Annotated in this window: 15 protein-coding genes and 1 other RNA gene; 7 read left to right on the top strand and 9 right to left on the bottom strand. The window is 71.9% G+C overall.

Features of this window, described 5'->3' with window-relative positions; all coding sequences use genetic code 11:
* The first annotated feature begins 60 nt into the window (after positions 1-60).
* An RNA gene (gene rnpB / locus ABD844_RS10025) (RNase P RNA component class A) lies at positions 61-455 on the top strand.
* Positions 456-841: 386 nt separating this feature from the next.
* Here the strand turns inward: rnpB and ABD844_RS10020 are convergent.
* A complete protein-coding gene (locus ABD844_RS10020; protein WP_344875280.1) occupies positions 842-2,134 on the bottom strand; it encodes a serine hydrolase domain-containing protein in 1,293 nt (430 codons plus the stop codon).
* Positions 2,135-2,332: 198 nt separating this feature from the next.
* Between ABD844_RS10020 and ABD844_RS10015 the strand changes: the two genes are divergently transcribed.
* The 3 genes from ABD844_RS10015 (at position 2,333) to ABD844_RS10005 (ending at position 4,701) form a co-directional block, all read left to right on the top strand.
* The gene (locus tag ABD844_RS10015) at positions 2,333-2,503 is read left to right on the top strand and encodes a helix-turn-helix domain-containing protein (protein ID WP_344875278.1); all 171 of its coding nucleotides are present in this window, start codon (positions 2,333-2,335) and stop codon (positions 2,501-2,503) included.
* Positions 2,504-2,879: 376 nt separating this feature from the next.
* The gene (locus ABD844_RS10010; protein ID WP_344875276.1) at positions 2,880-3,944 is read left to right on the top strand and encodes a serine hydrolase domain-containing protein; all 1,065 of its coding nucleotides are present in this window, start codon (positions 2,880-2,882) and stop codon (positions 3,942-3,944) included.
* Positions 3,945-4,077: 133 nt separating this feature from the next.
* The gene (locus tag ABD844_RS10005; protein ID WP_344875274.1) at positions 4,078-4,701 is read left to right on the top strand and encodes a dihydrofolate reductase family protein; all 624 of its coding nucleotides are present in this window, start codon (positions 4,078-4,080) and stop codon (positions 4,699-4,701) included.
* Here ABD844_RS10005 and ABD844_RS10000 read toward each other — a convergent pair.
* The 4 genes from ABD844_RS10000 to ABD844_RS09985 form a co-directional block, all read right to left on the bottom strand.
* A complete protein-coding gene (locus ABD844_RS10000) occupies positions 4,698-5,339 on the bottom strand; it encodes a class I SAM-dependent methyltransferase (RefSeq protein WP_344875272.1) in 642 nt (213 codons plus the stop codon). The genes ABD844_RS10005 and ABD844_RS10000 overlap by 4 nt on opposite strands.
* Before the next feature lie 123 nt (positions 5,340-5,462).
* A complete protein-coding gene (locus ABD844_RS09995) occupies positions 5,463-7,706 on the bottom strand; it encodes a SulP family inorganic anion transporter (protein ID WP_344875270.1) in 2,244 nt (747 codons plus the stop codon).
* A gap of 78 nt (positions 7,707-7,784) precedes the next feature.
* Positions 7,785-9,593: a hypothetical protein gene (locus ABD844_RS09990; RefSeq protein WP_344875268.1), complete on the bottom strand. Its 1,809-nt coding sequence runs from the start codon at positions 9,591-9,593 to the stop codon at positions 7,785-7,787.
* Between the two features lie 184 nt (positions 9,594-9,777).
* On the bottom strand, positions 9,778-10,326 hold the full coding sequence (locus ABD844_RS09985) for a YbhB/YbcL family Raf kinase inhibitor-like protein (protein ID WP_344875266.1): 549 nt from the start codon (positions 10,324-10,326) through the stop codon (positions 9,778-9,780).
* 978 nt (positions 10,327-11,304) lie between these two features.
* Here ABD844_RS09985 and ABD844_RS09980 point away from each other — a divergent pair.
* Both ABD844_RS09980 and ABD844_RS09975 read left to right on the top strand, forming a co-directional pair.
* Positions 11,305-11,808, top strand: a complete 504-nt coding sequence (locus tag ABD844_RS09980) for a PH domain-containing protein (protein WP_344875263.1) — start codon at positions 11,305-11,307, stop codon at positions 11,806-11,808.
* Complete coding sequence (locus ABD844_RS09975; RefSeq protein WP_344875261.1) at positions 11,805-13,397, top strand: PH domain-containing protein; 1,593 nt, start codon at positions 11,805-11,807, stop codon at positions 13,395-13,397. The genes ABD844_RS09980 and ABD844_RS09975 overlap by 4 nt, the downstream gene beginning before the upstream one ends.
* A 74-nt stretch (positions 13,398-13,471) precedes the next feature.
* Here the strand turns inward: ABD844_RS09975 and sepH are convergent, their stop codons facing one another.
* Together sepH and ABD844_RS09965 are read right to left on the bottom strand one after the other, a co-directional pair.
* A complete protein-coding gene (sepH, locus tag ABD844_RS09970) occupies positions 13,472-16,777 on the bottom strand; it encodes a septation protein SepH (protein ID WP_344875259.1) in 3,306 nt (1,101 codons plus the stop codon).
* A gap of 160 nt (positions 16,778-16,937) precedes the next feature.
* Positions 16,938-17,885, bottom strand: a complete 948-nt coding sequence (locus ABD844_RS09965; protein WP_344875257.1) for a protease inhibitor I9 family protein — start codon at positions 17,883-17,885, stop codon at positions 16,938-16,940.
* A 112-nt stretch (positions 17,886-17,997) separates the two neighbouring features.
* Between ABD844_RS09965 and ABD844_RS09960 the strand changes: the two genes are divergently transcribed.
* On the top strand, positions 17,998-18,756 hold the full coding sequence (locus tag ABD844_RS09960; protein ID WP_344875255.1) for a hypothetical protein: 759 nt from the start codon (positions 17,998-18,000) through the stop codon (positions 18,754-18,756).
* A 28-nt stretch (positions 18,757-18,784) separates the two neighbouring features.
* Here the strand turns inward: ABD844_RS09960 and ABD844_RS09955 are convergent, their stop codons facing one another.
* Positions 18,785-20,062, bottom strand: a complete 1,278-nt coding sequence (locus tag ABD844_RS09955) for a D-arabinono-1,4-lactone oxidase (RefSeq protein ID WP_344875253.1) — start codon at positions 20,060-20,062, stop codon at positions 18,785-18,787.
* 42 nt (positions 20,063-20,104) lie between these two features.
* Positions 20,105-20,782 (bottom strand): polysaccharide deacetylase family protein, encoded by a 678-nt coding sequence (locus tag ABD844_RS09950; RefSeq protein ID WP_344875251.1) that lies wholly within the window; start codon positions 20,780-20,782, stop codon positions 20,105-20,107.
* Positions 20,783-20,800: the final 18 nt, after the last annotated feature.

Genomic DNA, 20,800 nt, shown 5'->3' with positions numbered 1-20,800 from the left:
TGCCGCCCGGGAACCCCACCGTGCGGAGGAACGGCGTAGAATTTGATAACCTCCTCCAGACGAGTCGGCCGGGCGACCGCGTCGGGCCCACGGGCCCGCCGAGGAAGGTCCGGGCTCCACAGGGCAGGGTGGTCGGTAACACCGACCCGGGGTGACCCGCGGGAAAGTGCCACAGAGAGCAGACCGCCGTCAGACCCGGCCGGGCCTGACGGTAAGGGTGAAAGGGTGGTGTAAGAGACCACCAGCGCCCACGGTGACGTGGGCGGCTCGGTAAACCCCACCCGGAGCAAGGTCAAGAAGGAACACCCTTCGGGGCGTTCCGCGCGCGACGTTCGAGGGCTGCCCGCCCGAGCCGCGCGGGTAGACCGCTCGAGGCCGCCGGCAACGGCGGTCCTAGATGGATGGTCGCCCCTTCACACGAAGGACAGAACCCGGCCTACAGGCCGACTCGTCACCCATCCCTGGTGTCCATCAGGAAACAGTCGCCTGATGATCAGGCGACTGCTCTCGTATCATCAATTTGTCAACAGAGCCGATCTCGGACGCCCCCCGCAGGACCCCTGCCGTGTAGCAGCCGCCCAGCCTCCTGAACCGGGTCGCGCGACGTTACCGAAGAGACCTCGCTCGCGAGAGGCGCAGACGGGCGATGTGCGAGCGGATACGTGAGGAGGTCTTCGGTTGTGCCTGCTCGGTGTCCACGCCTCTTGGGCCGGCCACGCCGCGCTCAATGAGCTTGGCGTGGCCTACTTCGCGCTCTACCTGATGCACGACCGCAACGGGTCCCCGCCTTCAAGGTGGGCGGGCCCAAGGTGCCCGGCCCTGTCTACTCAGCCCTGTCTACTCAGCCCGACTTGGCCTCGTCAGCTGACCCGGCCTGCCCGCCGCAGAGCGCCGCCTTGACGAGCCCGTCCAGCATTTTCGGATACGTGGCCATGTCGAATGCGGCGTCGCCGGCGGTCAGCGAGGCGGTCAGGGTCTTGCTGCCGTCGGGCGTGCTGTACATCAGCGCCGCGTAGCCCCCCGGAGGGTTGCCATTGTGGTTGAGAACGGTGCCGCAGGTCGGGCCCAGGTCCTGCACGAACATCCCGAGGCCGTAGCGGCCGTAGAGGGGGTCGCTCTTCGGGTGCGGCTTGCGCATCTCGGCCAGCAGCTTGGCCGGCAGGAGCTTGCCGCCGTTCAGCGCGGAGAAGAACGTGTGGAGATCCTGGGTGCTCGAGATCATGTCACCGGCGCCGGCCACCAGGGAGAGGTTCTGGCGGGAGACGTCGGCCACCTTCCACTGGCCGGCGTCCTGGTAGCGGAAGTAACCGTGGGCGTACGGAGCGGGTAGCTGCGTCCGGTTGCCCGGCACCACGGTGCCCCGCAGCCCGAGCGGCCCCACGATCCGACGCTTCAGCTCCGCGTCGAACGAGCGGCTGGTGACCTTCTCGATCAGCAGCCTGGCCAGCGTGTAGTTGGTGTTGGAGTAGCTCCAGTCCGTCCCCGGCGCGAACTTCGCCGGCTTGGACAACGCAAACCGCACCAGTTCCTCCGGCCGGTACGAGTGGAACCGGTTGTCCAGCCACTCCTTGCCCGTCGCGGGGAGCCCCGGCACCCACGTCCCGTCGAGGTCGAGATCGCCGGTGTAGTTGAACAATCCGCTAGTGTGCTGCAGCAGCATCCGCACCGTGATCCGCCGGTCCAGTCCGAGCTTGGGCAGGTAGTCGGCCACCGGGGTGCCCAGCCCGATCTTGCCCTCGGCCACCAGTTGCAGCACCACGGTCGCGTGGAAGGTCTTGGTGACGCTGCCCACCCAGAAATGCCCGTTCGTCGGCGGCTTCGCGCTCGCGCCCAGCTTGCGCTGCCCGGCGCTGCCGACCCACTCGCCCCGCTCATCGTGGACGCGCACCTGTACCCCGAGGAAACCGGCATCGACGAATGTCTGGATGGCCTTCTGCAGGTCCGGGCGATCCTGCCCGGCGGCGGCCTTCGACACGGCCGCACGGCTGTCCGCGGTGGCCACACCCGCTGTGGCCACCGCGGGTGTGGCCACTCCGGCCAGCAGCGCTGCCGCCAGCGCCGTGACCGCCGCGCGCCGGACGGCCCGCGGCCTCCGGACCCTGTTGCTCTTGATGGTACGGAGAGATTGCCCCATGGCCATTCCTCGCTTCGCGATAGTACGTGTTTTGTGCAGCTCGAAAGCTACGTTGCATTCAGGGCCGCGTCAATCCGAAAAGGGGCATTCTCCCAGGTAGGCGGCGATAAATTGATGCAATGACGCTGCACTCGAAAGCAACACAATGTTGCAATGAATGGCGCCTAAGGCAACACTGGTGGCAGGCCGGGAGGACGATTGCCCCAGCGGGACCGCCGGCGCATCGCGGCCGGACTCGCCGACGGACTCTTCCACCGCGAGAACGCAAGGCGGCTCGACCGGCCGACCTCGACGATCACCCGGGAGCTCGCACGCAACGGTGTCCCCACCGGCACCCGGCCCCAGCAGGTGCACCAAGCCGCAGCCTGAAGGTCAGCCCGACCCTTTACTCGCGCGCCTGCGCCAGATCACAACCACCCGGTACGTGGCGACGACTTTCTTGGACGCCGCCGGCCCGCCGGTGGCTGACGTCGTACAGCACGTGTTACGGACCAGCCGCCCCCGAAGCTGCCAGGGAGGGAATCGAATGATCCTCACCGGACCAGAGATCAAGGCCGCTGTCGCGCATCCAGGACGTTCATGCTCTCGCCCGTCCGGCCGCTGCGCGTCTGCTGTCCGCCACCGCGGTCGCGCCGGCCAAGCTCGACCACGAGATCGCCTGACACGATCACCGTACGCCCGCGGCCCTTCGGCGCGCTTACTGCGCTGGCCACAACGCACTGGCCCAGGCCACGGGGAAGGCACCATGGCAGACACCCACGACTCGATCACCCATCTGTTGGAGAACGGGGTGCGAGAGCGGGTGTTCCCCGGCGCGGTCTGGGCGATCGGCGACGCCGACACCGTCCTCGACAACGGCGCCTGCGGGACGACGGCCCCCGACCAGGCGGCGATGTGCCCCGACACGGTCTTCGACGTCGCCAGCCTCACCAAGATCCTTGCCGTGTGGGCGGTCATCGGCACCCTGTGGCACGATCAGCAGCTCCCCCTGGACGACCCTCTCGCCACCTTTTGGCCTGAGGCCGCCGGCTATCCGCTCGGCCACGTCACCGCCCGCCAGCTCCTCACCCACACCGCCGGCGTCCCGCTGCGGGCGAACCTGCGGGCGCTCTACGGCACCGACCCTCAGGCCATCAGGGAAGGCGTTCTCCGCGAGGGACTGCACCGCCCGCCTGGCGAGGCTGTCGAGTACACCGACCGCGCCGCCCTGATCTTGGGGTTCCTCGCCGAGCACCTCGCCGCCGCCCCGCTGGACCAACTCGCTGCCGAGCGGATTTGGCATCCCCTCGCGATGACCGGCACCAGGTTCGGCCCGCTACCGGCCCAGGACCGGCCCCGGTGCGCGCCGACCGAATTCGACCCTGACAGCGGCGTCCACCTCCAAGGCATCGCCCACGACTACTCCGCTCGCCTGCTCGGCGGTGTGTGCGGCATCGCCGGCGTCTTCTCCGTCCTGCATGACCTGGCCATACTCCTGCGGCATCTCCTCCCTCCAGGCCCGGATCCCGGGCGCGTGGGGTTCGGGCCCGCTTGGGTGGCAGAGTCGCTGCGCATCCACACCGGAGACCTCACACCGGCGCGCGGCATTCTTTGGCACCCCGCCCCCGGCACCAGCACTCACGATGACGTCCATGTCCACTACGGCTTCACCGGTACGGCCATGTGGCTGTCACCGAAACAGAATCGATGGGCTGTCCTGCTCACCAACAAGCTCTACTTCAGCCGCGACCGCAACCCGCTGATGGCCATCCGTAACGCCTTCTGCACTCTCGTCTTCGGCTGCCCCGGGGAGGGCACGGTGGAGCCATGAGTGAGCAGCTCACCGAGGGGCCCGAGACGGCTACCGGATCGAGGTGCTCACACCCATGGAGCCGCGATGAGTTCCGGGCGCAGGGCCGGTCTGCATCGGTGGCGGACACACCCGACCGAACGGGAGCACCACGATGCGGATCACGTTGACCACCTTCCTGACGCTGGACGGGGTCATGCAGGCTCCCGGCAAGCCCACTGAGGACACCAGCGGCGGGTTCCGGCACGGCGGCTGGCAGTTCCACTACGCCGACGAGGAGCTGATGACCTACACCACCAAGTGGTTCGCCGAGGCGGACGCGTTCCTCCTCGGCCGGAGGACGTACGAGATCTTCGCGGACTACTGGCCGACCGTCACCGATCCGGGCAACGTGGTCGCGAGCCGGCTCAACGCCCTCCCCAAGTACGTCGTCTCCGCGACGCTCGACCGGGCCGAATGGCACGACACGACGCTCATCTCGTCCGACGTCCTCGGGAAGGTCGCCGAGCTGAAGGCCCGCCCCGGCCGGGAGCTGCAGGTCCACGGCAGCGGTGTGCTCGCGCGGTCGCTGCTCGATCACGGGCTGGTCGACGAGCTGCGGCTGTGGACGTACCCGGTCGTGCTGGGTGAGGGCAAGCGGCTGTTCGAGCCGGGCCGGGTGGCGACGGCGATGAGCCTGGTGGAGTCGAGGCCGACGGGCAGTGGCTGCGTGCTCAGCGTCTACCGGCCGGCGGGCGAGCCCTCGCACGGCGACTTCACCCGGCAAGGCCAGGACTAACGGGTCAGGCGGGCCCGTCCGAGCACGTGTGACAGCGCAGGGACGGGCGGCTCAGGGGCGAACGTGAAGCGGTCGACCTCGGACACGGCGAACCCGGCCCGCTCGATCGCCCTCAGCGTGTCGCGGTTGGGCCGGCAGCCTCCCGCCAGCCGCCGCCACAGCGGGACGATCACGTCCTCCAGCAGGCCCAGGGCCGGGTTGGGCGAGCGTACGTGCTCGTAGAAGCACAGCTCGCCGTCGTCCGCGAGCACCCGTGCGATCTCGGCCAGCGCCCGCGGCTGCGACGGCACCGAGCACAGCACCAGCGACACCACCGCCGCGTCGAACGAGGCTCCGTCGGCGGGCAGCGCCTCGGCATGGCCGGGCACCACCGACACCGGGACCGGCGCGCCCCCCGCCGCCTTCGCGGCCAGCGCGCGCAGCGTGTCGTCCGGCTCCACGGCGACGACCTCGGTGACCGTGGCCGGGTAGTGGGCGAAGTTCCGGCCGTTCCCGGCCCCGACCTCGATCACCTTCCCCGTGAGCCCGGCCAGCAGGCGACGGCGGTGTTCGTACGCGCCGCGCTGGTCGGCCAGCTTGGACGCCCGTTCGTAGGCCGCCGCGAACCGGGGATGCTGGAAGTCTGAGAGCTGTGCCATCGGGGTCCCTCCGAAGTGTCGTCCTTCCAGGATGCCGCCGTCCGGCCCTCGTGGGGCATTCTCGGGTCACCTTTTCGACGGCCTGCACGACCGTCTCGCCGCATGCGGCGGGGGACGGCGGGCTCACTCCTCGCCGATGGCCACCCGGCGGTCGAAGGTTCGCACGGAAGGGGTGGCGCGCAGCGGCGGCACCATGTGCACGCGCGCCGAGCCGATGTCGAAGAACAGCCCCACCAGCTCCAGCTTGCCCGCCCGGATCTGCTCGTCGACCTTCCGGTACGTCCGCAGGTTCTCGAGCTGCTGCTGCACGTTCACCCGGCACAGCACGTCCAGCGCGCCGGGGTGCAGCCGGTCGCCCTCGGTCTCGATGAACGTGGCCAGGCTGTGGTCCCCGTGCCGCAACCACCGCCGCAGCCCCGGCAGGCTGCCCGCCTGCACCCCGCCGCTCAGCACACCCGCCATCGCGCCGCAGCCCGAGTGCCCGCACACCGTGATCGTGTGCACGCCCAGCACCTGGGTCGCGTACTCGATCGCGGCCACCACCGAGTCGTCGCGCGGCTCGGAGCCCTTGCGCGGCACCAGGTTGCCGATGTTGCGCACCGTGAACAGGTCGCCTGGACCGCTGGCCGTGATCAGGCTGGGCACGATCCTGGAGTCGGCGCACGTGATGAACAGGTGCGAGGGCTGCTGCTTGCGCGCCAGCTCGGTGAAGATCGGCCGGACGAGCGGCGCCGTACGCCGGTGGTATTCGCGCGCCCCCGCCGTGAGCAGGCACTCCGCCTGCCCGGCCGCGCCGTCGGGCGACAGTACGGACGGCGTCTCGTCACGGCGCCGGTGCGACCACGGCAGCCACCAGCGGTCGGGCGCCCTGAGCGGCGACTTCATGGGGAACGTACGCGCCCCGCTGGCCGCCAGCGCGTACCACTCGTCGTGCAGTTCGTCGATGTCGACGCTGCCGCCCATGCGCTCGTGGTCCAGCCGCCAGGAGTGGAGGGCCTCGAAGGCGCCGTTGTCCATGAAGTCGATGTTCAGGTCGAGGTCGACGGCCGTGCCCGCGGGGATCGTCCGCAGCTCGTGCGTCAGCCGCGGCACCCCCAGGAACGTCAGCGACCCCGAGATCGTCACGTGCAACCGGCCATCGCGGTCCTCGCGCTTGAGCACCGTCACCCAGGTCAGGCGGCGCAGCGCCAGCAACGCCGCCAGGGCCAGCCCCGCCAGCACCCCCTCGGCCAGCCCGAGCAGGATCACCGCGACCATCGTCACCACGTACACCGGCACCTCGCCGTGCCCGTGCACCTTCCTGACGTGGCCCAGGTTCACCATCTGCACGCCGATGAACACCAGCAACGCCGCCAGCGCCTCCAGCGGGATCAGCGTGATCATCCAGCCGAACCCCATCGCGAACACCAGCACCCACACCCCGTGCAGGATCGTCGACCAGCGGGTACGCGCCCCCGCCTGCACGTTCGCGGTGCTTCGCACGATCACCCCGGCCACGGGGAGGCCGCCGAGCGCGCCGGTGACCATGTTGGCCACGCCCTGGCCGGTCAGCTCCTGGTCGAGGTCGGCCCGGCGACCGCCGTGCATGCCGTCGATGGCCACCGAGCAGAGCAGCGACTCGCACCCGGCCAGCAGCGCCACCAGCAGCACCGCGGCCACGACCAGATGCCAGTCACCCTGCGGCAGCACCGGGAACGCCCAGTCGGTGAACCCCGCGGACAGGTCCACCCGCGTGACGTCCCAGCCGAACGCCCACGCCGTGACCGCCGCCACCGCCAGCGCGGCCAGCGGCGCCGGCACCGCCTTGACCCGCTTCGGCAGCCGCGTCCACAGCGCCAGCACGGTGATCGTGAGCACGCCCACGGCCACCTTGTGCCCGTGCAGGTTGGCGATCTGGCCGGGCAGCTCCAGCAGGTTGGCCACGGCCGAACGCTGCGAGCTGCCGCCCAGGACGATGTGGAGCTGGGCCAGTGCGATGATCACGCCGACGGCCGCCAGCATGCCGTGGATGACCGCGGGAGACACCGCCAGCGCCGCCCTGGCCGCCTTGAACACCCCCAGCACGAGCTGCACGGCCCCCGCCAGCAGGGTGATCATGCAGGTGGCCCGCCACCCGTACGTGTGCACGAGATCCACGACCACCAGTGACAGACCGGCGGCGGGGCCGCTCACCTGCACGGCCGAACCGCCCAGGGCGCCCGCCACGATCCCGCCCACCACGGCGGCGATCACTCCGGCGGCGAGGGGCGCTCCGGAGGCCATCGCGATGCCCAGGGAGAGGGGCACCGCGACGAGGAAAACCACGAGCGAGGCGGGCACATCATGCCGGAGGGTGCTCAGCCAGCTACTCTGCGTGTCGCGGAACATGGACCAAACCCTATTGGCCCCTCGACCCCGCTATACGGGGGCGTCACGCGGGTTTTACGGATTAATGGGTACTAAAGATCACCGGTAGTAGTCGTGCGGATAATCCGGGTCGGAGGCCCGCCGATGGCTGCCCCGGCCGTCGTTGTCCGCCTGCGGCTGCTGCCCGTCGTACGCGGGGGGCCAAGTCGCCTGCGCGCCGCTGCCGCCGCTGGGCGACGGTGACGGTGATGGGGGCTCGGGCCAGCCTGCGGCGGCAGGGCTGGTGGTGACGTCGCCCGTCTCGTACGCGCCCGCCGTGAACGGGGACGCCGCGGGCGCGGGGGCCGACAGCGCGTCGTAGTTGGACACAGTCCGCCCTGGCACGGTCGGGGTGCCGGTGGCGGGGGAGGGGCCGGTGAGCGGGTCGGTGTCGTCGGCCACGGCCCAGCCAGAGCGCACCTCGTACGAGGCGGGGTAGGACGACGTGCTCGCGGCGGGCTGCTCGAAGGCGGGCCAGGAGCTCGCCGGGCCGTACGGGGGGGTGGCGGGCGTGGAGGGGGCGGGGTCGTCGAAGATGTCGGGCGAGGCCGCCGCCCAGGAGCCGGACGTGGTCGCCGCGGACGAAGGGGTGCCGGGCTGGCCGGGCCAGGTGGTGTCGAGGGGGTCGCCAGAGCCGGAACCGGTGCCGGAGCCGTAGGCGGGGAACGGGTCGCTCGTCGGGGCCCCGTGCAGGGGCGAGGTGGGGACCGCCGGGAAGCTGCCGCTGGAGGTGGGGCTGACCGCGGGGAAGGAACCGCTGCCGGTCGCGGCCGGGGTGGCGGGGTAGGAGTCGCCACTCGCGCCGTACGAGCCGCCGCCGGTCCTGCCGGACGAGGAACCCGTGCCCGAGGAGTAGGAGCCACCGCCCGTGGCGGGGAAGGCCCCGCTGCCGCCGGCCGGGTGGCTGTTGGACGACACGCCGCCGGTGGTGGTGGACGCCGCGTTGTTGGACGCCGTGTTGCCGGCCGCGGCGTTGCCGGACGCGGTGCTGGTGGACGCCGTCCTGCCGGACGCGGTGCCGCCGGACGCCACGGGGGCGGGGCGCGTGGCGGGGGTCGGCTCGGGGCGCGTGGGCGCGGGCACCGGCTGGGCGCCAGGGGCGAGGATGCTCATCACGTCGGTCGGGGCCGCGAACGTCATGGTCCGCTGGTCGGCCATGCCGGCCTGCGAGGGGGTGGCGCGCTTGTGCGGCTCGACCAGGTCGGCGAGACCGGCCGCGGGAGCGGGCTGACGCTGGGGGAGTGGCGCCTGGACCGTGGTGGCGTTGGGGTCGGCGACGGACGCGGTCGCGGGCTGCGGCTTGGCCTTGCGTCCGGAGCGGGTGGCCGGGCGCTCGGTCTTGCGCTCGGACGCGGCGGCGGCCGGCCGCTCAGCCGGACGTTCGCGCTCTGCGGGACGTTCGCGTTCGGTGGGACGCTCCCGCTCGGTGGGACGCTCCCGCTCAGTGGGACGCTCCCGCTCGACCGGACGGGACGCGCCCTTCCTGGCCGCCACGGTGCCGCCGGCGCCGAAGCCGCCCTCCTCCGCGTCGCTGCGGATGTTGGCCCAGAACGTCTCGTCGTCGTCGTCATCGTTGCTCGAGTTGCCCCACTCGTCGACGCCCCGGCGCCCCCGCTGACCGGTGCGCACCGGTTTCGGCTTCGGCTCGTCTATGGGGCTGAAGTCGGGGCTGAAGTTGGCCATCCGAGGCTCGTGCGCCGCGAACTGGTCTGTGGAACGCGTCTGGGTCTGCTCCTCCTTCTCGGCCATCTCCTTCAGCCGTTCCGGAGGGAGCGAACTCTCCCTGCGGTTCATCGAACGCATGCCCAGTGCCACGACGACGAGCACGAGGAGCACGACAGCGACCAAGCTCGCTACGACCGCGATCATTGCACCACCCTCAAGGCCATGGCCTCCCTCTTGCACCGATGAGATCGCGCGGCCATCGACGCGATCTGCCCCCTTTGATCACCAGTGCCTAACGATTGGATCTGATTGTGTCGGACCACTATGAGAGTTGTCACACCCTACGTGAAGAATTGGTACACCGGCACTACATGTCGTGTTGGTCCGCTCACCCGGTGGTCACCACCGTGAGCCGGCCGCGGGCGATGGTCATGTCCGCGATCTCTTTCAGGACCTCGGAGAGCTCGGCGCTCTTCGCGGGGTCGACCTTGCCGTTCAGCGTGTAGACGGTGAACCGGTAGCTGGCCCCAGGTTCGCAGGGGGGCTCGTAGCCCACCTTTCCGCTGGTCACCTTCGCCTGGCCGGTCCCTTCCGGGGGCTCGGCGGAGGCGTTGGGGCCCAGCTCGGTCGTGGTCGCCGGGATGTTGAAGAGCACCCAGTGCACGGCCGGAATCGATGACGTGTGGCTGTCGACCACGATGGCGATCGACTTGGCCTCGGACAGAGGCTGACTCGACCAGCGCAGCGGCGGGCTGCCCTGGTCGCCGCGGCAGGAGTATTCGCGGGGCAGCGGTTTGCCCTCGGCCAGCTCGGGACTCGCGACGTTGACCTCCGCGAGGTCCTTCGCCTGGGACCTGCCGACGAAGCCGAGGGCGGCACAACCCGACAAGCTGAACGCGACGGACACCGCCGTCACGGTGACGGCGATGCGTCGCACGAGTGATGCCGTGTTACACAGCCCCATGCCGGACGATGCTACGCGGCTCTCGGCGATGCGCAGACCGTTTCTCGATGGTCGGTGGTCGGTAAAGGATCCGAAAACCGCCGGAATGACGGCATCCGGGTAGTGAAGTTGGACACAACGGTGGCCTCCGAGATGCTCTGCGTACCCGGATCCGGCCGTACCGAGGCGGGTTCCGCGGCCTGCGGGTACGCCGCGGATGGGGATGGGCGGGGGGCTGATGCGTTCCACTCCGACAAAACGGATATCGGTTTCGGACGAGCCCACGCCACAAAATCCAGGTGCGCCAGATCGGTGGTGACGCTAATAGGAGCGCGGGGCGGTGAGATGTCCGGTTTCCTGCCGTGGGATGGCGGGATGCGGGTCGCGAGATGGCGGCACCCCGTGAAAGGCACGACCGTGTGCGATGAGGGCGTGTGACGACGGTGTGCAGGGGTGGTGTGCAGGGACGATCTGCCGCGACGACGTTGTGTGACGATGCTGTGCGACGACGTTGTGTGATGGAGGGGACGTGGACGGCGGCTGCCACGTTGCGTGAGGCGCTCGCGCTGTGGTGCGGTCACGCGCGCTGGCCGGGCCTGGCTGGCACGAACGTGGCGCCGCCGACGTGGCCAAGCTCGACAGCCTGCGACTGGCCGCCACCGAGCATGGCACCGGGTCCTCTGAACGATCGGCCGACACGCCGGGACGCCCCGCCGATATTTGCCGTGCCGGATGCCGTGCCGGATGCCGTGCTGGGATGTTGGGCCGGATTTACCGTGCCGGTCCTGCGCCACTCCTGCGCCACTTCTGTGCCTGGCCTGCGCCACTCCTGCGCCACTTCTGTGCCTGGCCTGCGCCACTCCTGCGTCTGGTTCTGTGCCGGTCCGTGCTGCCGGGCCGGTTCGCCGTCTCTTGGGCAGATCGATTGCCGGGTTCGCACCATAAGCTGACCCTGTGACGTCATCTGGCCCCTTGCGCGATCCAGCGAACCGCGTCTCGCCCAAGGCCGTCCGGCTGTGGTTGCTGGAGTCGCTGGTCGCGTTCGCGTTCTTCCTCGGCGGTGCGCTGCTGGTGTCGCAGTGGGTCGGCGGGAGCGGCTGGGCGTGGGTGCCGGAGTGGTTCGCCCGTGACTCCTGGCTGCTGCCCGCCGCGGTCGTGGTGCTGGTGCTGCCGTTCCTGGCGGCCGAGCCGTTCGTACGGTACGCCGTACACCGCTGGGAGCTCGCTGGGGACGTCGTCTACGCCCGGTCGGGCTACCTGACCAGGGAGTGGGTTTTCGTGCCCGTGAGCCGCATCCAGACGGTCGACAAGGGCCAAGGGTGGTTCGAGCGGATGCTCGGTGTGGCCACGCTGGAGGTCCGTACGGCGTCCCACGCCGGGTCTTCGACGATCAAGGGACTCGACTACAGAGTGGCGGCCGGGCTCGCCGAGCAGCTCGCGCGGCGGGCCGAAGAGCTGAGGGACGACGCGACGTGACCGGCCCCCACCCGGACGACCCGTCACCCTCCCGGGAAACCCGTCCAGGACCGCCGCAGTACGGCCCGTGGGAGGGCGGCCCGCCGCAGTACGCACCGGGGCAGGCGGCCCCGGTCGCGCGGGCGCCGCAGCACCTCAGCCCCAAGCTCCTGCTCATCGACCCCGTACGCATGCTGCCCTCCCTCCTCCTCCCCCTGGTCGGAGTCCTGTTCGTGGGCGGCTTCTCGGCCAGGTCGTACGGCTTCGCGGCGGTGGGCGTGGTCGGCGCCGTGGTGTTCTCGATCATCAGGTGGGCCACCTTCACCTACGAGATCGTCGGCGACCGTCTGGAGACCAAGCGGTCGCTGGTCAGCCGCTCCATCCGGACCATTCCGCTGGATCGGATCCGCGGCGTCGACGTGTCCACCCCGCCCCTGCACCGGCTGCTCGGCCTGGCCGTACTGAAGATCGACACAGGGGCGAGCGGCGACGAGGAGGAGGCCAAGCTCGACGGCGTCACCCTCGACGAGGCCGAACGGCTCAAAGTACTCCTCCTGCGCCGCACCGCCGAGCCCGAGCGGGATCAGGCGGCCGACGCCGCGACGCCCGCCGGTCCCAGGGAACGGCCCATCATCCGCGTGCCCCGCAAATGGCTGCTGTACGGGCCGCTGTCGGGCGCGTACCTGCTCACGCCCTTCGCGTTCGCCGGTGGCGCGGTGGGGCTGGCGTTCCAGCTCGGGGACAACTTCGGCATCAGCGGGGACACCGCCTGGAGCGCGGGGGAGTGGCTGTGGGAGCACCCCTACTTCCTGCTGGCCGTGGCGGTGCTGCTCGTGCTGGCCATGCCGTTCGCGGGCGGGCTCATGTACGCGATCTTCAACTGGGACTTCCAGCTCAAGCGCCGTGACGGCTACCTGGTGGCGGAGCGCGGGCTGGTCAACCGGCGCAGCGTGTCGCTGGAGTCCCAGCGGGTACGCGGCTACGAGATCGTGGAGGGCCTGCCAGAACGCTGGGCCGGGGTCGCCCGCGTCTGGGCCATCGTGACGGGGCTGGGCGACTCGGAGACGCGGGGGCAGCTCCTGCCGGACGTACCGCGCGAGGTGGCCTTCCAGGTGACCGGCGACGCGGTCGGGCCCTACCACGGCCCGCTCGGTGCCCACCCGCCCGTGGCGCGCAGGCGCCGTCTGTTCCGTGCGGTCTTCCCCTGGCTGGTCGTGGCCGTGCTGAGCGCCGCGGCGGCGTGGGCCACCGGGTCGATCCTGTGGTGGACCCTGCTGGTGTTCGCGCTGCTGCTGGCGGGCGTCGGGGTGCCGCTGGGGCTCGACCGGTACGCCTCGCTGGGCCACGGCTACGACGGCGTCCGGCTGGCGGTGCGGTCGGGGTCGCTGCGCCGCGCCCAGGCCGTGGTCGAACGCCGGGCCGTGGTGGGCTGGCGGCTACGGCAGACCTGGTTCCAGCGGCGGGCCGGGGTCCTCACGCTGATCGCGGGGGTGGGAGCCGGGAAGGGCGGCTACTCGGCGATCGACGTGTCGGTGAGCGAGGGGACGGCCTTCCCCACGGAGGTCACGCCCGAATGGCTGGCGCCGTTCCTGGAACGCGACGCGTCCTGACGCGGTGTGGCCCCGCAGGTCTCGTGGCGTGCGGCGTCCCGTCCAGGGCGTCCTGGCGTGGGTGGGAGCGGCGGTCAGTCCTGGCGGCGGGCGCCGAACATGATCTCGTCCCACGTCGGCACGGACGCCCGGCGGCCCCTCGACCCCTTGCGCGCCTGGCGGGCGGCCGGAGCGGGCGGAGGCGACGGCACCGGTACGGGCGGCTCCTCCTTGACCTCGTCCTTGCCCGTCCGCGCGGCCGGGACCGCCGGGGCGGGCTTCGGCTTCGGCGCGGGCCGCGGCGGCCTGGCCTCCGCGGCGGGCTGCTCGGGCTCCCGCTCGCGCTGAACGGCCTTCTTCTCGACGACCTTCTCGACGACGACGGGCTGCTCGGCGACAGGTTGCTCGGTGACCGGTTGCTCAGCGGTCGGCCGCTCGGAGGTCGGCGCGGTCGGCTGCTCGGGAGCGGCCGGTGTCTCCGTGGCGGTGGGCTTCCCGGGCGCGGGCGACGTCGTGGGCGAGGCAGGCTCGGCGGCGGTCTCGGCTGGGGTCGTCACGGCAGTGACGGTCGTGCCGCCATCGGTGCTCTCCGGCGTCTCCGGCTTGTCGGCCTTCTCGGTGGTCTTCTCGACGGTGTCGCGGGCCTCGGTGGTCTCCGTCTCGGGGGGCTGGGGCGTGGCAGCGGCGGCCGGGACGGTCTCAGCGGACGCGGCCGGGGCAGCGGGCTCGGTGACCGTGGGCTCGGCAGCGGGCTCGGCAGCGGGCTCGGCTGCGGTGGATGCCGCAGTGGGCTCAGCGACGGTGGACGTTTCGACGGGCTCGGCGGTCGTGGATGCCGCGATCGGGTCGGCGGCCGTGGATCCCGAAGCGGGTTCGGCAACAGAGGCGGCAGCGACGGACTCCGTGGCGGTCCTCGTGACGGACTCCGTGGGCGCACCGGCGGCGGTCTCCGTGGCGGCCGTCTCCGGCTGAGCGGCGGTGGTCGCCGCCTCGGCCGGTGTGGCGATAGCGGCTTCGGCCTTGGGCTCCGTAACGGGCGCAGACTGCACGGGCGCGCTCGGCAGGGCGACGGTGGCCGCATGCTCGGCAGCCGTCTCCTGGACCTTGGCCTCCTGGCGCTGCGCCTCTTGGACCTGCGCCTCTTGGACCTGCGCCTCTTGGACCTGCGCCTCTTGGACCTGGGGCCCGTCCTCCGACACGACATCCGCACGGGCGGCGGGCTCGGCGACGGCGGCGGGCGATTCCGCGACGGCAGCCGTCTCCGTGACCGCAGCCGTCTGCGGAGCGGTGGACGTCTGCGGGGTGGTGGACGCCTGAGGAGTGGCGGACGTCGTGGTGTGCTCCGGGACCGGCGTCACGGTCGCGTCCGGCGTGGGCTCGGTGTCCGGTTGCGGCGTCGAGGCGGCCGTCGCGGCGGGTCCGGTCGGAACAGTGGACGCGGCCGGTGCAGCCGACGCGGCGGATGCAGTGGACGCGGCCGGTGCAGGCTCGGCGGTCGGCTGAACCGCCATGGCGGCGGTGCCCTGGGCCGGTGTGGCGGCGGGCTGCGTCCCGGTCACGGCGGCGTCCGCGCTTGTCACGGCGGCGGCGCTCGGCGTGGCAGCGTGCTGGGCGGGTGCGGCAGCGGGCTGCGCTCCGGTCGCGGTGGTGTCGCCGCTCGCTACGGCGGTGTGCTGGGCCGGTGCGGCGGTGGGCTGTGCTTCGGTGGTGGCCAGGTCGCCGCTCGCCACGGTGGCGTGCGGGGTTTCCGGCGCGGGCTCGTCCCTGGCAGTCATGGCGGTGGTGCCCTGGGACGGCGTGGTTGGCCGGGCTTCGGGCGCGGTCCACTGGCCGGTCGGCGCGGGGCTCGGCTGGGGTGTCGAGGCGGTGGTCGGCTGGGCCGGGGTGGGGGTGCTCGGCTCGTCCTGGGCGACGGCCGACGTCTCCATCGGCTGCGCGGTCTGCCACTCCTGGGCTGCCGGACGGTGGTCCTGCGCGGCCGGACGATCGTGCGCGGCCGGGTAGCCCTGCGCGGTCGGCTCGCTCTGCGCGAGGGGACGCGTGTCGGCGGTGGGCGTCGCGTGCGCGGCAGGGGAGGGCGTCGGCGCGACCGGGGCGTCGAGGCGGGCGGCCGGCGGCTCCGGGCGTGCGGGCGGCCGGTCACGGTCGGTGGCGACGGTCGGCTGCTCCACGGCGGGCCGGGTGAAGTGCGGGGCTGCCGGGTCCTCGCCACCAGGCCGGGTGGCGTGCGGGTGGGCCTGGTTCTCCCCACCAGGACGGGCGGGGTGCGGGCCGGACATGTCGTCGACGGCGGGCCGGGTGGGGTGCGGTTGGGCCTGGTCCTCCCCGCCTGGGCGGGTGGGGTGTGGGCCGGAGGGGTCCTCGACGGTGGGGCGCGGGGTGGCCGGGGCATAGATGGAGTCGGTCTCACGGTCGCCGGTGCGTCCCGAGCCGAAGTCTGGCAGCCACGGCGAAGTCCCGCCGCGGCGGGACGAGGTGTCGCCGGGGCGGGCGTAGCCGGTCTCGCGAGCCGGTGGTTCGGGGCGGAAGGGCTCCGGGGACGGAGGTTCGTGGCGGAAGGGCTCCGGGGACGGAGGCTCGTGGCGCGGGCCGGGGTCGCGGTCGAAGGGCGTCTCGCGTGACGGCATGTCGGGCGCCCGCGTGTACGCCGTCTCCGGCGACCTGGGCGGCGGGTTGTAGCCGACCGCCGGCTCCTCGGGCTCGCGCCGCACCACGGACGGGAACGGCAGCGGGTCGGAGGCCAGCGGCGGCACCGGCTGCAGCTTGGCCACCCGGGGCGCGAACGGCGTCACCGTGGTGTCCTCCACCACGGGCGGCTCGGGGTCGAAGTCGGCGGCCGACAGCCGCAGGGCCTCGTCGTCGTGGGGCGTCACGTGGCGCTTGCGCGGGTCGAAGAGCCACTCGGCGTGGCGGGTGTGACCGTTCCAGACGTAGCCGAGCTTGACCCGCCACAGGCCGTCGTCGCGCTTGGCGGAGTCCCAGTCGATCTCGTCGGTGGGTACGCCGCGCCTGGTCAGCCGCTCCGCCACGAGGTCGCCGAGGGTGGGCCCTGGCGCGGACTCGCCGGGCATGCGTACGGACACACGTTGCGCCTGCTGGGCGACGTATTCCCGCTCCTGCAGCACCGGCCCCTCGAACCAGCGGACGCGCTCGACCGGGATCCCGGCGGTCGCGGCGATCTCCTCGGCCGTTTCTCCGGCTCGGATGCGGGCCTGGATCTCCTTGGGGCGCAACGGACTCTCCACTTCGATCTCGTACTGGCCGAGACGGGAGAAGTTGCCGCGGACGGCAGCACGGAGCCGGTCGTCCACGGGAAGGGTGAAGCGCGTGCCCCGCCCGGCAGTCGCCAGCACGAGATATGTGCCGTCCTCACTCACCGCGACGAGTCGGAGCTCCTGCATGCGAGTCCCTTCGTCAGCGTCGCCATTCTTCCCCCGGACCCTTGAGTCTCTCGCGTGTGCCGGTTGCCTGCCAGCACCGTACCCGGCATGTCCGAACATCGCCTTCCTGGGATAGCCCCGGGGTGATGTGACGCCGGTCACATTCGAGTTGTCCATTCCTCTAGAGCCCGCCGTTGCGCATGAGGAGGTTATTTGGCCCGGACGGGTTCTGGCGAATCGCGCCCCGGGCGGTGTCGCAGTTGAGCCGGGACGCCAGGACGGCGGGACCTGCGTTCGGGTGAAGCTCCAGGTGACGGGCGGCGGCCGCGGCCAGGTACGGCGCGTGCCCGGAGAACGCCCGGCCGTCGGACGTGACGCGGCAGGCGCCGCCGTCGGTCGCGGTCACCACGAACACCCCCGACTCCGACAGCGACCCGGCGGCCCTGGCCAGGGCGGGCGAGTCGGCGCCGTCGAACGACAGGGTCGCCACCGAGGGCCCGCGGGCGTGCCGGTGCACCCAGTCGAGCCCCGCCAGCACGTCGGCCAGCGTCCCCGAGCCGCCGCACCCGAGCACTCGCACCGAGGCGATCCCCGCCTTCGGCGCGCCGTCGTGGGCGCGGGAGGCGAGGCGGGTACCGTGGCCGCCGCAGTCGCGTCCGGTGCCGCCGGTGGCGTCGAAGGCGCGCCAGGCCCGGTCGCCGAACTCGTCCCGGCGCACCGCGACGCCGCTGTCGACGACGTACATGGTGACTCCGGCGCCGCTCGCCCGCCCGCCGGAGGGACGGGACGGGCCGCGCCCGGTCATCGCGTGGATCTCGCGGTCCGGCTCGATCGTGCGCACCCGTGTGTCGGCCCGCAACTCGGCCAGTTCGGCGGGGGTGAGGAAGGTCGCGAATCCCGGCAGCGCCGAGGTGTAGTAGCGGCGTACGCGCCAGCGCACCTCGCCGACAAGATCGCGGGCGGCCACCCGGTCACGGGCGGTGACGATGTAGGACCGGGCCGGCTCCACCGGGGCGGCGCGCAGGGCGAGTCCTGAGGCGGGCGTCATGGCCAGGGGTACGGCGGTCGTGGCGGCCGTTGCCACGGCCGCGGCGAGATACACGGAGGGCAGGCCGAGTCGTCGGGGCACGAGTTACAAGGGTGCCTGTCATGCAGGTCACAGGAACAACGGGACACGCACTCGCGTCTATTCACGAGACAGCTCTTTACCGAACGCATGACAGAGAGGACTGATCCGGGGGATGAGCGGCGGGCAGCGGAAGTTCGAGCTGAGCATGCCGCAGATCCTGGGCAGTGCCCTGGCGGCGGTGACGGCGGCCGTGGCGGCGTCGTACCTCGGCGTGGCGGGGACGGTGATCGGGGCGGCGGTGTTCAGCGTCGCCAGCACCGTCGGCACGGCGATCTACACGCACTACCTCAAGCGCACAGGAGAGCGGGTCAAGCAGCACGCGAGCCCGGCCCCACGCACGGAGGATTCCACGCTGGTCCTGCCCCGCGTGCGGCGGGACCGCCGGCTGCCCTGGGCGAAGGTCGGGGCCGCGGCGGCGATCGTGTTCGGGATCAGCATGGGGAGCATCCTGGTCTACCAGGCGGCGGCCCAGCAGACCGTGCACGAGCAGGTCACCGGCAAGACCCCGGCGAAGGCCCAGCAGCGGGACGACGACCGGGAGCCACCGGCCGGACGGGAGACGGAGAGCCGGGCGCCCGCGTACCCGCCGCCGCAGACCGGCGCGCCGTGGACCCCGGAGCCCGGCACGACCCCCACGCCGAGCAGGACGCCGAGCGCGCGCCCCACCCGGGAGCCGACGCCCACGCCCACGCCGACGCCCTCCTCGACACCCACGACCGAAGACCCGGGCTCGGGCTCGCTCCCGCCGTCGGACGATCCCGCCACGAGCACGCCGCCGCCGCAGGAGCAGGAGCCGGGTACGGGGGACGAGACGCCCGCCGTCCCGTCGCGGCCCGCGCCGGGCGGCGCGGGCGGGCAGCACCCGGGGTGAGCCGAGCCACCCGGCCGGGGTTCCCGAGTCAGCCGAGCACGGTGTCCAGGTAGGCGTTGGCGAACAGCCGCCCGGGGTCCAGCCGGTCGCGCAGGTCAACGAAGTCCGCGAAGCGCGGGTACACCGTGGCCAGGTAGGCGGCGTCCCTGGTGTGCAGCTTGCCCCAGTGCGGACGTCCGCCCAGGCGGGTCATGATCTCCTCGACGCCCTCGAAGTACGCGGGGTTCGGCGTCGGCCGGTAGACGTGGCAGGCGACGTACGCCGACGCCCGCCCGTACGCGGTCGACAGCCAGGCGTCGCTGGGCGGCGTCACCCGCACCTCCACCGGGAAGGTGATCTTCCAGTCCATCCGCTCGACGAGGTCGCGCGTCTCGCGCAGGGCCTGGGCCAGGCGGTCGCGCGGCACGGCGTACTCCATCTCCAGGAAGCGCACGTCCCGTCGCGAGGTGAACTGCCGGTACGAGACGTCCACCGACTCCGACTCCCCCAGCGCGGCCGCGCTGACCTCGTTGACGCGCGGGATCAGCCCAGGGAAGCGGGCCCCGAGCGCACAGGCCGCGCCGAACAGCGTGTTCTCCAGGAAGACGTTGTCCAGCCAGTGCCGCAGCGCACCGGGCGGCCGGGCCGGACCCGGGCTGCGGTTGCCGGTCTTGACCAGGCAGGCATCGGTGTGGGGCAGCCAGAAGAAGTCGAGGTGCTCGTTCGCGGAGGTCAGCTCGTCGAGTGAGCCGAGGATGTCGCCGAGCCCGAGTTTGCGCCGCCGGTGGTGCAGGAGGAAGGCCGGTTCGGCCCGTAACGTCACAGCCGTCAGCACCCCGAGGGCGCCGAGCCCCACCCGGGCGGCGTCGAACAGTTCCTCGCCCAGCGCGGCGCTGGCCACCGTGCCGTCGGCCAGCACCAGCTCCAGCGCGGTGACCTGGTCGGCGAGGCCGCCGCTGTCGCGTCCGGTGCCGTGGGTGCCGGTCTGGATCGCGCCGGCGACGGTCTGCTCGGTGATGTCGCCCATGTTGGCCAGGGCGAGGCCGCGTTCGTGGAGCAGTTCGTTCAGCGCCCGCACCGGTGTGCCCGCCAGTACGGTGACGCGGTCGTCCGCCCACGACCTGATCCCGGTCAGCGCGCCGGGGCGGAGCATGATGCCGTCGGTGAGGGCCACTCCGGTGAAGGAGTGGCCCGTGCCGACCATGCGGACCCGCCGCCCGGAGGCGGCGGCGTCGCGCACGGCGCGTACGACGTCCGGCACGGAGGCCGGAGTACGCACCTCGGCGGGGGTGCCCGACTGGTTGCGCGCCCAGTTCACGAAGGCCACGGAGCACCCCTCCAGCGTCGTCCGGCTAGACGCGAACGATACTCACTGCTCCCAGCCCGCGGGAACGGGGAAGATGTCGCCCGGCTCCAGCTTCTCGTTCTTGATCACGTCGGACACCGTCACCAGGTGGTAGCCCTTGTTCTTGAGTGTCTTGATCAGCGCGGGCATGCCGTCGACCGTCTGCTTCACCCAGTCGTGCATGAGGATGATGCCGTTCGGCTTGGCCACGGCCAGGGTCTGCTTCTGGATGGCCTCGACGTTCTTCGAGCTCCAGTCCTGCGAACCGGCGGTCCACAGGATCATCGGCATGCCGAACTCGGCGGCGACGTCGGAGGTCGCCAGGTCGGCCATCCCGTACGGCGGACGCAGCAGCTTGGGCTCGACGCCCGCCGCCTTCTTCACCGCGTCCTGGGTCTTCTGGATCTCGTTCTTGACCGCCCCGGCCTCGATCTTGGTGAAGTCGGGGTGGCTGTAGCTGTGGTTGCCCAGCTCGTGGCCCTCCGCGGCCATGCGCTTGACGTAGGCGGGGCGGCTCTTCACGTACTGGCCCTCGAGGAAGAACGTCGCCTTGGCGTCGTACTTCTTGAGTGTGTCGAGCAACGTGCCCGCGTACTTGCCGGGCCCGTCGTCAAAGGTCAGCGCGATGCACTTGACCTGCGTGCAGTCGACCGGCTCCTTCTTCTCCTGCTGCGCGAAGGCTGGGGCCGGCGCAAGGGTCACGCAAACAGCCGCGATAGC

This window comes from Nonomuraea antimicrobica (assembly GCF_039536965.1).
In the GTDB taxonomy this organism is placed as follows: domain Bacteria; phylum Actinomycetota; class Actinomycetes; order Streptosporangiales; family Streptosporangiaceae; genus Nonomuraea; species Nonomuraea antimicrobica.
This window is presented reverse-complemented; position numbering and strand designations above follow the sequence as displayed.